Raw genomic sequence first — 14,544 nt, forward strand, 5'->3', positions numbered from 1 at the left:
TCTTTCCCATGCTCCCGGGCACCCCGCAACGGGCCAGCCACGACTACGTGCGCAACGGCACCTCCAGCCTGTACGCGGCGTTGGACATCGCGTCGGGCAAAGTCATCGGTTCGCTTCACTCACGGCATCGCGCAACGGAATTCATCGGATTCCTCCGCAAGATCGACGCCGAGGTACCCGACGAGCTCGACGTCCACCTGGTCATGGACAACGCCTCCACCCACAAGACGCCCGCGGTCAAACGATGGCTGACCGCGCACCCACGGTTTGTTGTCCACTTCACCCCGACGAGCTCATCCTGGATGAACCTCGTCGAACGCTGGTTCGCCGAACTAACCACCAAGAAACTCCAACGCTCCACCCACCGCACCGTGAGAGCACTCAACGCCGACATCAGAGCATGGATCGAGACCTGGAACGACAACCCCCGCCCCTACGTGTGGGTCAAGACCGCTGACCAGATCCTCGACTCCATCGCCCACTACTGCGCACGAATTAATGACTCAGAACACTAGAAGGGTACTACCGCCAGCCGAGTGCGGGAGCGACGTCGTTGAGGATCGACTCCATCACGTGGGCGTTGTATTCGACGCCGAGCTGGTTGGGGATTGTCAGTAGCAGCGTGTCGGCGGCCGCGATGGCCTCGTCTTCGCGCAGCTCTTCGATGAGCTTGTCGGGCTCTGCGGCGTAGCTACGCCCGAACCGTGCAAGCCCGCCTTCGAGGTGGCCGACCTGATCCTGGTCGTTGCGATCGCGTCCGAAGTAGGCGCGGTCCATGTCGGTGGTCAGCGGGAAGATGCTGCGGCTCACCGAGACTCGCGGCTCGCGAGGGTGGCCGGCCTTTTCCCACGCATCGCGGAAGCGCTCGATCTGCTCGGCCTGCAACTTGTGGAATGGGATGCCCGTGTCCTCGGTCAGCAGCGTCGAACTCATGAGGTTCATGCCCTTCTCGGCGGTCCACTCGGCGGTGGCCCGACTGCCGGCACCCCACCAGATGCGGTCGCGCAGGCCCTCTGAATAGGGCTCGATGCGCAGCATGCCCGGCGGGTTCGGGAACATCGGTCGCGGGTTTGGCTGCGCGAACTCCGCGCCCTCGATCACCTTCAAGAACACCTCGGTGTGCTGGCGTGCCATGTCGGCGTCGGTTTCACCCTCGGCCGGGACGTACCCGAAGTACTTGTACCCCTCGATCACCTGCTCGGGGGATCCCCTGCTGATGCCGAGCTGGAGTCGACCGTCGGAGATGAGGTCGGCTGCACCCGCGTCCTCAGCCATGTACATGGGATTCTCGTAGCGCATGTCGATCACGCCGGTGCCGATCTCGATGCTGTTGGTCTTTGCGCCGACCGCCGCGAGCAGCGGAAATGGCGAGCCGAGCTGGCGAGCAAAGTGATGCACTCGGAAGTAGGCGCCGTCCGCGCCGAGCTCTTCGGCGGCAACGGCGAGGTCGATGGATTGATGCAAGACATCTGACGCCGTCTGGGCTTGCGAACCCGGAGACGCCGACCAGTGCCCAAAGGACAGGAAGCCGATTTTCTTGGTCATGGCAGATATAACCGGACCGTGGTCCATTTATTCCGCGGTGGAGGGTGGGAACTGTGGTGCTGCGTGTCGCGGGATAGTTAAGCATCGAGGCTGCACGACTAGGCGTCGTCGTAGCATCGCTTCATGGACGTGAAGCGCCTACGGCTGCTGAGGGAGTTCGCCGACCGGGGCTCCGTGGGAGCGGTCGCCGACGCGATGCACATGACGCCGTCGGCCGTCTCGCAGCAGTTCAAGGTGCTCACCAAGGAGGCGGGCGTCGAACTGCTGGAGGCCGACGGTCGGCGGGTGCGACTGACTTCGGCTGGGCAGGCTCTTGTGCTGCGCGCCGACGAGGTGATCGCCGCGGTCGAGCGGGCGCAGGAAGAGATGGCCGCGTACCGCTCCGGGCGATCACGGGTCCGGCTCGCAATGTTCCCATCCGGAGCGACACTCCTCCTGCCGACGGTCCTCGATCGCGCTGCCTCCGAAGCGATCGAGATCGACGCGTCGCACCTCGACGTCGGCTATCCCGACGCTCCGCCGGCCCTCGCCGACTTCGACGTCGTGGTGACGCACCGCGACGAGCGGACGCCACCTGTCAGTTCGCCACGTGTGCGCGTCACCGAACTGATGCGTGAGCCACTCGACGTCGTCGTATCACGCAATTCAACTCTTGCAGAGCGTGATTCGGTGTCGGTCACCGAGCTGGCCGACCATGATTGGATCAGCGTCGAGGGCGGGTTCCCGGTCGACGATGTGCTGCTGTCGATCTCGGCCATCACAGGTGTCGCACCGAGGGTGACGCAGCGAATGCTCGACTTCACGACGATCGAGGCGCTCGTCGCGGCTGGTCACGGAATCGCACTGATGCCGCGTCACGCGTCCCGTCATCCGGGGGTGAAACCACTTGAATCGCAGGGTGTTCGAGCAGCACGCGTCTACGAGGCGTTGACCAGACCGCGGCCGCGTCGAGCGGTGACGTCGGTGGTCGACGCCCTCGCCGCTGCAGCTGCCCGGTATGGCGCCTGAGCGGGCTACCCCGCCGGACGTCGACGCCGCGGAAGCGCCGCGAGCAGAACCCCTGCGGCAGTGAGCGTTCCGACGTACGCCGCGACCCCCGCCCAGCCGAATGCCGAATACGTCAGACCGCCGAGCGCACCCACCACGGAACTGCCGAGATAGTAGTGGAAGAGATACAACGACGACGCCTCGGCGCGATGCTCGGTCGCCCGTGCGGACACCCAACCGCTCGCCACCGAGTGCGCGGCGAAAAAGCCTGCGGTGAAGAGGAATAGCCCGATGATCACGGACCACAGATGGTCCGGAATCGTGATCAACAATCCCACGAGCATGATCGACGTCGCACTCACGAGAACCCGGCGTCGGCCCAGGCGGTCGGCCAGCCTGCCGCCCCACGCCGACGACACCGTGCCCGCCAGGTACATGAAGAAGATTGCTGCGACGATTCCCGCCGGCAGTCCAAAAGGATCCCCCAGAAGCCGATAGCCGATGAAGTTGTAGACGGTGACAAAGCCACCCATCAGCACGAAGGCCAGGGCGAAGAGTGACAGCAGACCCGGATCACGAAGGTGCGCAACCAGATTGCGTCCGGTCGTGCGTAGCGAGACAGGCTGTGGCTCGAAGAACTGCGAGCCGGGCACCATGCGCCAGAACGCAATCGCGAACGCCAGGGACACCAGCGCGGCGATCTCGAGTGCCCACTGCCAGGACACGAAGTCGACAGCAAAGCCAGGAATGAGCCGTCCGACCAGACCGCCGATCGTCGTACCCGCGACATAGCGGCCCATCGCTCCGCCGAGCGACATGCCGTCGACTTCCTCGGCCAGATACGCCATGGCGACGGCGGGCACTCCAGCGCAGAGCAGTCCCTGCAGGGCGCGTCCGGCCAGGAGCAACTCGATCGACGGCGCCCACGGAAGCAGTAGTCCGATGAGCGAGGCGGCAACCGCGGACCCGACCATGAGGCGCACCCGGCCATACCGCTCCGACAGCGCGCTCGCCGGGATGATCGCGACGGCGAGCAGGCCAGTGGTGAGCGAGACCGCCAGAGCCGACGTCGTCGGCGAGACGTCGAAGTGTGACGACAGTTGGGGTAACAGACCCTGCACGTAATACAGCGCCATGAACGTCGTCATCCCGGCTGCGAACAGCGAGAGTGTGGCACGCCGATACCCGGGCGAGCCGGGTGAGTGCTTGACGGGCGCGAGGTCGGTGGTCGCTGGGAGGACGGTTGCTGTCACTCCATCCATCCTGAGCTGCGCCGCCGTCATTAGGAAATGAATGTTTAGCTGATGCATCATTCAAAAATGAATAACTACAGCTAGAATGGCACGATGCACGACGACCTGCGGTGGTTCATCGCCATCGCCGAGGCAGAGAACCTCACCACGGCCGCCGACCGGGTCCATTCGTCGCAGCCGACGCTCTCGCGCTTCCTCGGCCGTCTCGAACGCGACCTCGGGGTGCCGCTCTTCGACCGCGATGGTCGACGCCTCGTGCTGAACCGGTTCGGACGCGCCTACCTCGACAGGGCGCGTCGCGCGGCGTCGCAGTTGGAAGCCGGGCGTCGGGAGATCGAGGAGATGCGCGCTCCGGCGCGCGGGGCAGTGCGATTGGCGTTCCTACACTCGTTCGGGCTGGGGTTGGTGCCCGACCTCATCAGCCGGTTCCGGGTGGAGAACCCATCGGCGCGTTTCACGCTGACCCAAGATGCGGCGGCGACCGTCGTCGGGCATGTCGTCGACGGCGACGCCGACCTCGCGATCGTCGCGCCCCGCCCGATGCGCACCGACATGGCGTGGGCCCGCGTCGCCGAACAAGAACTCGCGCTCGTGGTGCCCCGCGAGCATCGCTTCTCGGGCCGGGAGACGATAGGCCTCGCCGAGGCCGCAGACGAGGAGTTCATCGTGATGCAACACGGCTACGGCATGCGACGGATCTTCGACGAGATCTGTGCCGCACACGATCTCACGCCCGCGATCGCCTTCGAATCGTCGGAGCTCGCGACCGTATCCGGCCTCGTCGCCGCGGGCCTCGGCGTCGGAGTGGTGCCGGTCGAGGAGTCGGCGCGCCATCCCGGCGTCGAACTCATTCCGCTCGCGGGTGAAACGCGCGAGATCGGGCTGACGTGGTTTCGCGGTCGGCCGCTGAGCGACGTCGCGTCGCGCTTTCGAGACTTCGTGCTCGCTGGGAGTTCGGCCGACGGCTGAGGCGCGCAGGCTTGCCGAGACCGCGCGCCCGCTCCCCCTCACCCTTCTCCCACGGCCGCGCTCCCGCTCACCCGTTTACCTCCCGCTTATTGGATTCAATAAGCGGGAAGTAAACCCGTGAGCGCGAACCGTGGCCGGCCGGGATGATCTCGAAGGTCACCAGCCATGGGCGCAGCAGGCCGGCGAGCTGCCGTCGCTCGAGCGTAGCCCAGACCCAGCGGAGCACCATCGTGTCGAGTCCCCGTAGTTCGTCCTCGCGTAGCTTCTCCCGGACCACCGCGTCCTCGGGCGACTCACCTTCGCGGAGTAGACGTCCGTACTTGGCCAGACCGTCGAACTCGCCGATCAACTTGCCGTCCCAATCGATGTCCGTCTCATACGTGCCGGACGGGCAGATGAAGCGGTGCTGCTGACGCGGCACGGGCAGGTCTGCCTCGTACATCTGTGCGCTGCTCCATGATTCGCCGACGCTCTGGGAGAGTCCGCTCGCGAGGGGGAGTGCCCGTCGAGCGTGTTGCGCGCCGCGCCGACGTCGGGAGCCCAGGATCTCCGACATCTTCGCCCGGTCGGCACCTGCTGCCAGAGCAGCCTCGAGGACGGTCATTGCCTGGGCGAAGTCGCCGCTCGACGCGACGTCGACCGCTGTGCGTTCGATCGACGTGACCCGGATGTCGTCGACCTCGGTGATCTCGTCGTCGCTGAGCGGCACCCCGTGCAGGTGGCGCAGGCTGCGAACCGATCCTCCCGATGCGCGGCCGGTGGTCATGTGCACGTGCGAGAGGTTCGGTTTGAGCATGCGTAGCCCGAGCATCGTCGCCGCAGAGACGTGGCTGAGTACGTGCGGCGTGTCGGCGCTCAACTCCGACGTGACGACCGCGATCGAGGTGAGCCGGTGCAGTGCCTGGGCACCCGTATGGCCGTCGAATTCTGTTGTGCGAGGCACGAATACGCCCGGTACGAGTCTGATCAGCCGGCCGCGGTTGACCGCGACGCAGAGCTCGTTGTCGCTGAATGCTGCTGTCTTCGCGGCGCTGCGTCGGATCAGGCCGAACTCGTCGAGCGGGTAGCCGGGGAGACCGATGGTGGAGTCCGTCATGCAGCTTCGACGCCTCGTTGGGTCGTGAGGTTCCGCTCCGCACCAATTCAGCTCGACGTCGACCTTCCCGCTCACCCATTTCCTTCCCGCTCATTGAAATCAATAAGCCGCAAGGAAAACGGTGAGCGGGAAGCAGGCCCAGGGGTCAGAGCCGCTCGGACACTCGTCGGGAGGCCAATTGCACTGCCTCCCAGACGGTTGCGAACGGTGGTGCGTATGCGAGGTCCATCTCGGCCAGATCGTCGACGGTCATCTCGCCCCACAGCGCCGCGGCGACGGTGTCGATCCGCTTACCCGACTGCGCTCCGCCGACGATCTGCGCGCCGAGGATGCGGCGGGTCGTCTTGTCGGCGGTGAGCAGCACGGTGATCGGGGTGGCCTCGGCCATGTAGCCGCTCGCGGTGTCGCTCTGGGTTATCAGCGTGAGGGCGTCGTGTCCGAATCGTGCGGCGACCTCGCTGTTCATGCCCGTCCGTGCTATCTCCAGATAGGTTGGGCCAGAAGAGAATCGGGTGATCGCCGTCGCCAACACGCCGGCGAACCGTTTGCTCTCGTCGCCGCCGAGATTGAAACCGCAGACCCGACCCTGCTTGTTGGCGTGTGTTCCGAGCGGTGCGAAGATTCGCTCCCCGGTCATCCGGTCGAGCGACTCGCAGCAGTCGCCTGCCGCCCAGATGTCGTCGGCGAGGCGCTGGTGGTCGTCGGGCAGATACCCGCCGTGAACTCCGATCGGCAACCCTGCCGCGGCGCCCAGTGAGGTCGACGGCCGAACGCCCAGCGCGAGTACCACGACGTCGGCTTCGATCACGTCTCCGGAAACTGTTGTGACGGAATGTATTCTGCCGCCCTCGGCGTCGGCGCTCGCAACGACGGTGTCGGTCAGGACGGTGACCCCTGCGGCACGCATACCCTCTTCGATGCGATCGCTCATCTCTGGGTCGAGCTTGCTCATCACCCTGGTGCGTGTGGCGATCGTGGTCTGGAATCCGCGCTCCGCCAACGCCTCCGCCATCTCCACGCCGATGTAGCCGCCGCCTATAACGACTCCTCGACGGCCGGAGCCGGCGATCAGATCGAGCCAGTACCGGGCGTCATCAAGGGTTTTCGCCGGATGAACACCGTCGATCAACGTGCCTTTCGCGTCGTGCGCCCAGTCCGGGAGCATCGCCGAGGCGCCGGTGCACAACACGAGTTGGTCGTAGGCGACTTCCGACGACTCGTCGAACTCCGACGTCACCGAGACGACCTTGCGCTCGCGATCGATTCCGGTGACCGTCATCCCCATGCGGAGGTCGACGCCGAGTTCCCGGTGCTGCGCGGCGCTGCGTGCCACGAGATCGGCGTCGGAGTCGACGAGGCCGCCGACGAGATACGGGATGCCGCATGCCGAATACGACGTATCCGACGTCTGCTCGAGCGCTATCACCTCGATGCTGCGCCCGGTGACCTCTGCTGTCCGAAGTGCCTGGTGAGCGGCACTCATGCCGGCGGCGTCCGCGCCAACGACGACGATGCGTTCCACCCGCGTCACGCTACTCGCGTTCGACGACGCGCAGCGTGCAGGAGGTCAGAGATCGGCGCTGATGACCTTGCCGATGACGACACCGATGCCCGCGACGACGAGCGGCAGCGCGACGAGCACGGAGACCAGGAGAACTATCGTCTGCATAGTCCAATGGTCCGCGCGGCTGCGCGAGTTGTCGCTGTGACCAGGCAAATCGTAGTAGGCCTCACAATTGGTACGGGTGACGCATTTTTGCTCGTCGGACGGCACGCTGAACCCATCGACGTGGGTGAGACGCGGCGTCGTATCCCGGTCGGATCAAGCCTTACCGTTTGCAGACGCGCGCTTCACGCAGTGCACCGCGGGCGGCGCCCACGTCCCGTCGAGCACTTCTGCGCGTGGGGCGTACAGCCGCATCGTGACGCCGAGCGCGGCCCGTGGCGCGGGAAGCCAGTTGTCGGTCTTCTCGCCACCGGAATTCTCGTGCTGCAGATACAAGACGAGCGAACCGTCGTCGTCGAACCGCAGTTCGTCGCGATCGCCCAGCGCGAACCGGTCGAGTTCATTGGCGACCTGATAGCCCTCGGCGTCGTACATCGTCACCGACCAGAAGGCATCCACGGGTGGAAGGTGACCGGCGGGGAACGTGATCGTGTAATCGTTGTGCCCGTCGAGCGGCTGGCCGTCGTCGTCGACCAGGGCGACGGGATAGATCGCATCCTCGGGCGGATTGGCACCCAACCCGACCAGCGCGATCTGCGCTCGCTGAAAGTAGTCGTTGCCGTAGACGCCGACGGACCGCGAAATGATCTGCCAGCCGTTCACGCGATCACCGAGGCCGGCGAGATCGGGCAGCTTCTTCCGTGCCGACGCGATACCCGACTCGAGTGCCGCGAGTCCGGCCTCGTCGAATCGCGATGTGTCGAACTCCAGTCCAGGGACGATCCCGATTGCTGCGATACGCGCCAGCACAGACTGATCCGTGAGGTGGGGTGGAGTAGTCGTCAGTACCTCTGCTGCCAGCCTGAAGAACTCGGGAGCAGTGAGTTCTCCGACGATGCGCAGTGGTTCGGTGCCAAGGTCGATGGGAGTACTCGACTCGGGTCGAGTCGGGCCGCCCAACGGAGTGATGGTGAAGCCGTCCTGGAACTTGCCGACGGCGTCGTAGTCGCTCGGGCCGTTGGTCTGCGACCGGCCGATGGCCCAGACGTACGGTGTCGGGGCCTCGATGATGAGGGCATCGTTGGGTACGTCGCCGTCAAATCCCGGCCCTATCACCATGATTCGTCGTTCGGAGTCTCCCGTGGTGCGGGATCCGGGAACCGCGAACACGTCGGTCCACATGTCCAGTAGTGGCAGCATGTAATAGCGACCGCCGCTGTCGGGAAGGTGGATCAGGACCGGTCCGCCCGTCAGGTCGAGCCACGCGGACGAGTACAGCGTGTCGAAATTCGGACGGACGATTGCGCGAAAATCTGCAGCCGGAAACGCCCGCATGTGGTGAAAGGCGTTCGCGGCTCCGAATCCCGGTTTGCCGGAGGATTCTCGTGCTGTCTGTTGTCGACGGCTGACCTCCATGATGACCAGCGGATACGCATAGACGTAGGCTTCCGCTGCCAGGCTCGCGGTATCGCCGGTGAGGGGTTTCGATGTCGTCATGGTCTCAAGACTCGACGATCGACCCGCGATTTCGATCATTCGAATCGTATGAGTGGAGAAGTCTCATCCCTTTCGGGTGATGTCGTCCCATCGGGTTCGATGTCAGCATGTGGAATATGACCGAAATCTCTGCCGATGTGGAAACGGGTCCTGTGGAATTGGGACCCATCGACTACCTTCTCGTCGAATTTCCTGCTGATCACAATCCGGACGGGTCCGCGTTGATACATCTGGTCGACCTCGTCGATCGCGGTGTGATCAGCGTGTTGGATCTCGCTGTGATCCGACGAGAGGGTGATGGCGTTGCTGCCCTTGAGATCTCGGATATCGACGTCGGTGCTGACCTGGACGCCGACATCCTCGCGGAGGCGTCGAGCGGGCTGTTGGACGATCAGGATCTCGCCGACGCGGCGTCGGCACTGGCAGACGGGTGCCTCGGCGTCCTCGTCGTCTACGAGAACGTGTGGGCGGCTCCGTTCGCCACTGACCTGCGGCGGGCCGGCGCTCAACTGGTCGCGTCCGGGCGAATTCCCGTCAACGCGATTCTCGAGGCCCTCGGCACAACCGACTGATCCGTGTCGGCCGATCTCGAGACTCCGCCCTGGTCCGGACGCCACGACCGTTTCACCACACCACTCGAAAGAGAAAGCGCAGGTAACAACCATGCCCGGACTACTCCGCGGGGTCGCCCGAACAGCCGTCGTTGCAGGGACTGCAACCGCGGTGTCCAACAGGGTGTCGCGTCGTCAAGGCGAGCGGTGGGCCAGACGGTCGGCCGAGACCGCACCCCAGGCATACGCTGCCGCACCGCCCGTCCAGAACCCCGAACCGCCGGCTCCCGTTGAACAAGGTGCGGCGACCGATGACCGAATTGCAGCGTTGACGAAGCTCGGTGAACTCCGAAGCTCAGGGGTTCTCACCGAAACGGAATTCGAAGCAGAAAAGAGACGTATCCTCAGTCTCTGACAATCAGCCGATCCATCAGTGTTCATTGCTAACCAAATCGTTAACAGCCACATCGAGAACAGCTACATCGATAAGGATAATTCATGACAACCTCACAACCCTCCACGAAGCAGCGTTGGGCAGGCGGACTATCCATCGTTGCCGGATGCGTCCTGCTCGTCGTCGGGATACTGGAGTTTCTCCAGGGTGTCTCCGCCGTCGCGGCCGACAACGTGTTCGTCGTAGGCACCAACTACATCTACAAGTTCAATCTCACGACCTGGGGTTGGATTCACCTGATCATGGGTCTGGTCGTCGCGGCGACAGGTATCGCGGTGTTCTTCGGGAAGACTTTTGCGCGAGTGCTCGCAATCGTGGTCTTGTCGCTCTCCGTGATTGCCAACTTTCTGTGGATCACGTACTACCCGTAGTGGTCGATCACGCTGATCGCCCTCGCGATTGTCGGAATCTGGGCGTTGGCGGCGTGGAGTCCTGAGACCGACGAGATCTGACCCGGGCGCGAGGAGACGACGATGACCGGCGTGATCGATTCCGCGGAGGCGACGACGTCCTACGGTGGCCCTGGCCGCAGGACTCGTGCCGAGAGTGTGTATCTGGGGTTGCAGGCGCGGGAGCGATTGCCGCTCAGCGAAATCGGCGACCTGGGCGACGCCTCCGACCGTGATCCGATAGGTCTGCTCCAGGATCAGGCGCGTACCCGAGTCCCAGAACTCGTCCCGGTCAGGTACGGGCGAATGGCCGTGTCTCCCTTCACCTTCTATCGCGGTGCGGCACTTGTGATGGCCGATGATCTGGCTCGAACCGAGAATTCAGGTCTGACCGTGCAACTGTGTGGCGACGCGCATCTGTCCAATTTCGGGTTGTACGCCACGCCCGAGCGCAAATTGGCGTTCGACGTCAACGACTTCGACGAAACCTATCCTGGGCCGTTCGAATGGGACGTGAAGCGACTGGCCGCGAGTCTCGTGGTTGCGGCACGCGGCAACGGATTCGACAGCAAGACCGCCAAGCGGATCGCAGGTGCATGTGCCCGCGAGTACAGGGAGTCCATCGCGTCGCTCGCGGGACTCGACACGTTGGACGGTTGGTATCGACGCGCCGAACCTTCTCGAAAACTGGTCAATATACGTGATCTCATCGATTCGTCGACCGCCAAGAACGTGCGAAAGCAGATCGACAAGGCGTGGACGCGCGACAGTCTGTCTGCGCTCAAGAAGCTGACCACAACCGTCGACGGCGAACTGCGGTTCGTCAGCCAACCTCCGCTCATCGTGCCCATCGAAGAACTGTGGGACGCTGAGGTCACAGCGCGTCTGTATGGTCAGCTGGCCGATCGTGTCGACGCTCTTCGCGCGACGCTTGCTCCTCACTACCGCGTGCTGTTCGACAGATTCACCTTTGTCCGCATGGCGCGCAAGGTGGTCGGGGTCGGCAGCGTGGGAACTCAGGCGTGGGTCTTGCTGATGGTCGGACGAGACGAATCCGATGTGCTGCTTCTCCAAGCCAAGCAAGCCGAGAAGTCGGTTCTTGCAAGGTATCTCGACGGCCCGAAGTATGACAACGAGGGCAGGCGGGTGGTGGAGGGGCAGCGACTCACACAAGCTGTCAGCGACGTGTTCCTGGGGTGGTCAGGCGGTCGGGGACCGGATGGTGTTCAGCGTGATCTGTACCTCAGGCAGCTTCGGGACGCAAAGGGCTCCATCGTCGTGGAGGGTCTGGACCCACAGGGACTCGAGGTCTACGGGCGGGCGTGCGGTCGAGTCCTCGCTTACGGTCACGGTCGATCTGGAGATGCGGTGGCCATAGCGAACTATCTTGGCGACGACGTCGAATTCGACAGTGCTATAAGGCGTTTCGCATCGCGCTATGCGAAGAGGAATGACGAGGATCATCGTGTGTTCGTCGACGCGATCCGGGCAGGCGCGGTTTCGGCCGTCCCCGACGAGCGGTGACGTGAATGCCCGAGAAGATGGTGATTGCGGAAGGCGAATCGGGACGTGGTCTCGACGCAGACGAACGGGCCGAACTAGAACGTCTGCGCATCGAGGTCGCCGAGATCAGATCGGGGCAACCGTCGGGTGTCGGCAAGGAGTCCAAGCGACGGCGGATCAATTGGCGAGTGGTCGGGGTCGTGGTGCTGGTCGTTCTGTGTGCGGTGCTCACGCTGCTGTCGGTCACTACGCGGTATGTCAGGAGTCAGATCCTCGACACCGATCACTACTTATCGACCGTCGCGCCACTGGCATCCAATCCCGCAGTGCAGCAACAGATCACCATGTCAATCACGAACGAGATCAATCAGCAGGTGAACGTCGAAGAGGTGACGTCGAATGCGCTCAACGAACTGACTCAACTCACACCGGCCGATCGTCCGCGGGTGGATCAGGCGATCACCGGACTCGCTCCGGTGATCAGCGCACAGGCGGAGAGCTTTATCCACAGCACGGTGGCGCAGTTCGTCGGCTCTGATCAGTTCGCTGCGTTGTGGACGACGGCCAATCGCGAAGCACACGATGCTGTTGTTGCGGCGGTGACCGGTGATACGCAGCATGGCGCGGTGAATGTCGACACGACCAACGGATCGATCAGCATCGAGCTCGGGCCGATCATCACCCAGGTGAAGCAGCGGCTGAGTGCACAGGGGTTCGCCTTCGCCGACAAGATTCCCGTGGTGAACAAGCAGTTCGTCATCTGGCAGTCCAAGGAACTCGCTCGGGCGCAGAACCTCGTGAAGTCGCTCGACAAGGTAGCCACCGTGCTGCCGTGGCTTGCGATTCTTGTCGCACTCGCTGCGATCGGGCTCGCAGGCGTCGGTCGCCGTATCCGAACCCTGACAGCAGTCGGGATTGCGGTCGTCGTCGCGATGCTGGTATTGGCAATCGGCATCATCGTCGGTCGCACGATCTACCTGAACAACGTGCCTACAGACGTCTTGTCTCCCGCCGCCGCCCAGGCGATCTTCGACACCGTGATCGGTCCGCTGCGCACTGCCCTTCGTGCGGTGGCGGTGCTCGGACTCGTCCTGGCACTTGTGGGCTTCTTCGCAGGAGGAACCCGGGCGGCTGCCGCCACTCGACGTGTCATCGGCGGGGGATTCGAAACGATCGATCGTCGCCGAAAGCAACGCTCGGCGTCGATGGTGGAGGCCCAACTGTGGCGGCTACGGTACGTCGTGCGTCTCGGGGTCCCGATAATCGCTGCGTTCGTCCTCATGTTCTGGCACTACCCGACAGGCATGGTCGTCTTCTGGGTGGTGGTCGTCGCGTGCCTCATCCTGGCGGCGTTCGAATTTGCCATCGCTCCCGCGCGCCGCGGAGAAGTCCCAGAAGCTGTCGTCCCAGAAGCTGTTGTGACCGAAACCGTCGTGACCGAGACCGCTGTCGCCGAAGACGCGGCCGGAGTCGTAGTCGATTCGACTGACACTGCCCGAGCGAACTGAACCGCATGTCGCCGGAGCGATAGCAGGTCGTACGCGCTCTCGCGACCAAGATTTCGCCGACGCATTCGTGCTGGTCGTCGTACCATGCTCTGCATGAAAGGCGCGGTACCCTCCCAGCGACATGGGCAGGGCGGCGAGGGGGATCCCGACGCGATCGAGGCGGACACCAACGCGCCCGACACAACTGCCGCAGCACCGCCGATTCTGAGTCTGCGGTTCTCGTCGCCGTCGTTGCCTCCCGGGTTTGTGGCGCGTCCTCGCATCGACGAGATTCTCGACTCTGCGCGAGGCGGCGACGTGAGCTTGGTGTGTGCCGCAGCCGGCTACGGAAAGACTCTCGCTGTCGCAGCGTGGGCGCAGGGGGCACACCGTCGTGATCGGACCGCGTGGCTTGCCGCGGGCGAAGGCGCCGGAGTGGCGGCATTCTGGCACGACGTGATCAGTGCTCTTCGCATGCTTCCGGTGGTGGCCGGCGAAGCGCGCGTGACCGAGTTCATGCCGGGTCCGGCGTTCGGGGACTCTGACGTGGCGGGTCTGGTTGATGCCCTGTCTTTCCTGCCCGAGCTGGTGACACTGGTGATCGATGATTTCCAACGCCTCACGTCGGCAGACGTTCTGAAATCGATCCACCTGGTGATCGAGTGTGGTGTTCCCACTGTGCATCTCGTCCTCATCTCCCGCGTCGAACCGCGAATACCGTTGCGCCGTCTGCAGGTGATGGGAAGGCTCCGAGAGATCGACGCCGCGGTCCTGGCGTTCACGCCGGCCGGGGCAGACGAGCTGTGTGCACGCATCGGAGTGGCGGTGGATGCGAAGAGTCGGGACCGCTTGATGGACCGGACGCAAGGCTGGCCTGCCGGAATCCGGTTGGCCTTGCTCAGTGCGACAGTCGAATACGGCGGTGATGTGCATGCGGCACTGACAGGCTTCGGTGGCAGTGGCAAGTTGGTGGCGTCGTACCTTCTCGAAGAGGTACTGGCCAGGGTGGCTACCGACGACCGTGAATTCCTGCTTGCCACAAGCGTGCCACCGGTTGTCTGCGCCGATCTGGGGCTGGTGCACGAGTAGGTGACATCTGATCTGGCTTGCCCTGCCGGGCGGCCTGGAAGGATGCCAGCTGTGCCCA

13 protein-coding genes and 1 pseudogene are annotated in these 14,544 nt (G+C 64.1%); 9 read left to right on the forward strand and 5 right to left on the reverse strand.

The features are described from left to right. Positions 1–515 (forward strand): IS630 family transposase (locus A5777_RS03250; protein ID WP_156529267.1); only part of this gene is annotated, 515 nt, incomplete at its 5' end. A 7-nt stretch (positions 516–522) separates the two neighbouring features. Here A5777_RS03250 and A5777_RS03255 read toward each other — a convergent pair. After that, positions 523–1,545, reverse strand: coding sequence for an LLM class flavin-dependent oxidoreductase (locus A5777_RS03255; RefSeq protein WP_064861601.1), 1,023 nt, complete (start codon positions 1,543–1,545; stop codon positions 523–525). Positions 1,546–1,668: 123 nt separating this feature from the next. On the opposite strand from A5777_RS03255, the gene A5777_RS03260 reads away from it, so the two are divergent. Next, positions 1,669–2,553, forward strand: coding sequence for a LysR family transcriptional regulator (locus A5777_RS03260; RefSeq protein WP_064861602.1), 885 nt, complete (start codon positions 1,669–1,671; stop codon positions 2,551–2,553). A gap of 5 nt (positions 2,554–2,558) precedes the next feature. On the opposite strand, the gene A5777_RS03265 is transcribed toward A5777_RS03260, so the two are convergent. Beyond that, the gene (locus A5777_RS03265; RefSeq protein WP_082933526.1) at positions 2,559–3,794 is read right to left on the reverse strand and encodes an MFS transporter; all 1,236 of its coding nucleotides are present in this window, start codon (positions 3,792–3,794) and stop codon (positions 2,559–2,561) included. Between the two features lie 84 nt (positions 3,795–3,878). On the opposite strand from A5777_RS03265, the gene A5777_RS03270 reads away from it, so the two are divergent. Then, entirely contained in the window at positions 3,879–4,754 is an 876-nt protein-coding gene (locus A5777_RS03270; RefSeq protein ID WP_064861604.1) for a LysR family transcriptional regulator, read from the forward strand. Positions 4,755–4,821: 67 nt separating this feature from the next. On the opposite strand, the gene A5777_RS03275 is transcribed toward A5777_RS03270, so the two are convergent. From A5777_RS03275 to A5777_RS03285, 3 genes are all read right to left on the reverse strand, one after another. Further along, entirely contained in the window at positions 4,822–5,850 is a 1,029-nt protein-coding gene (locus A5777_RS03275) for a hypothetical protein (RefSeq protein ID WP_064861605.1), read from the reverse strand. 145 nt (positions 5,851–5,995) lie between these two features. Further along, entirely contained in the window at positions 5,996–7,372 is a 1,377-nt protein-coding gene (locus tag A5777_RS03280) for an FAD-dependent oxidoreductase (RefSeq protein ID WP_231894925.1), read from the reverse strand. Positions 7,373–7,672: 300 nt separating this feature from the next. Beyond that, on the reverse strand, positions 7,673–9,013 hold the full coding sequence (locus A5777_RS03285; RefSeq protein ID WP_064861612.1) for a DUF1254 domain-containing protein: 1,341 nt from the start codon (positions 9,011–9,013) through the stop codon (positions 7,673–7,675). A 116-nt stretch (positions 9,014–9,129) separates the two neighbouring features. Between A5777_RS03285 and A5777_RS03290 the strand changes: the two genes are divergently transcribed. The 6 genes and pseudogenes from A5777_RS03290 (at position 9,130) to A5777_RS03315 (ending at position 14,486) form a co-directional block, all read left to right on the forward strand. Next, positions 9,130–9,585, forward strand: coding sequence for a DUF6325 family protein (locus A5777_RS03290; protein ID WP_064861606.1), 456 nt, complete (start codon positions 9,130–9,132; stop codon positions 9,583–9,585). 91 nt (positions 9,586–9,676) lie between these two features. Continuing rightward, positions 9,677–9,979: an SHOCT domain-containing protein gene (locus tag A5777_RS03295; RefSeq protein WP_064861607.1), complete on the forward strand. Its 303-nt coding sequence runs from the start codon at positions 9,677–9,679 to the stop codon at positions 9,977–9,979. 83 nt (positions 9,980–10,062) lie between these two features. Further along, a pseudogene (locus A5777_RS03300) lies at positions 10,063–10,470 on the forward strand (DUF7144 family membrane protein). A gap of 21 nt (positions 10,471–10,491) precedes the next feature. Further along, the gene (locus A5777_RS03305) at positions 10,492–11,931 is read left to right on the forward strand and encodes a DUF2252 domain-containing protein (RefSeq protein WP_064861608.1); all 1,440 of its coding nucleotides are present in this window, start codon (positions 10,492–10,494) and stop codon (positions 11,929–11,931) included. Positions 11,932–11,936: 5 nt separating this feature from the next. Beyond that, complete coding sequence (locus A5777_RS03310) at positions 11,937–13,418, forward strand: hypothetical protein (protein WP_064861609.1); 1,482 nt, start codon at positions 11,937–11,939, stop codon at positions 13,416–13,418. Between the two features lie 93 nt (positions 13,419–13,511). After that, positions 13,512–14,486: a hypothetical protein gene (locus A5777_RS03315; protein ID WP_064861610.1), complete on the forward strand. Its 975-nt coding sequence runs from the start codon at positions 13,512–13,514 to the stop codon at positions 14,484–14,486. The last annotated feature ends 58 nt before the right edge of the window (positions 14,487–14,544 follow it).

The organism is Gordonia sp. 852002-10350_SCH5691597, from assembly GCF_001665715.1.
GTDB lineage: Bacteria > Actinomycetota > Actinomycetes > Mycobacteriales > Mycobacteriaceae > Gordonia > Gordonia sputi.

Coding starts and splice junctions, on each gene's coding strand:
- A5777_RS03255 (WP_064861601.1), bottom strand. CDS start 1,545: ATGACCAAGAAAATCGGCTTCCTGTCCTTTGGGCACTGGTCGGCGTCT.
- A5777_RS03260 (WP_064861602.1), top strand. CDS start 1,669: ATGGACGTGAAGCGCCTACGGCTGCTGAGGGAGTTCGCCGACCGGGGC.
- A5777_RS03265 (WP_082933526.1), bottom strand. CDS start 3,794: ATGGATGGAGTGACAGCAACCGTCCTCCCAGCGACCACCGACCTCGCG.
- A5777_RS03270 (WP_064861604.1), top strand. CDS start 3,879: ATGCACGACGACCTGCGGTGGTTCATCGCCATCGCCGAGGCAGAGAAC.
- A5777_RS03275 (WP_064861605.1), bottom strand. CDS start 5,850: ATGACGGACTCCACCATCGGTCTCCCCGGCTACCCGCTCGACGAGTTC.
- A5777_RS03285 (WP_064861612.1), bottom strand. CDS start 9,013: ATGACGACATCGAAACCCCTCACCGGCGATACCGCGAGCCTGGCAGCG.
- A5777_RS03290 (WP_064861606.1), top strand. CDS start 9,130: ATGACCGAAATCTCTGCCGATGTGGAAACGGGTCCTGTGGAATTGGGA.
- A5777_RS03295 (WP_064861607.1), top strand. CDS start 9,677: ATGCCCGGACTACTCCGCGGGGTCGCCCGAACAGCCGTCGTTGCAGGG.
- A5777_RS03305 (WP_064861608.1), top strand. CDS start 10,492: ATGACCGGCGTGATCGATTCCGCGGAGGCGACGACGTCCTACGGTGGC.
- A5777_RS03310 (WP_064861609.1), top strand. CDS start 11,937: ATGCCCGAGAAGATGGTGATTGCGGAAGGCGAATCGGGACGTGGTCTC.
- A5777_RS03315 (WP_064861610.1), top strand. CDS start 13,512: ATGAAAGGCGCGGTACCCTCCCAGCGACATGGGCAGGGCGGCGAGGGG.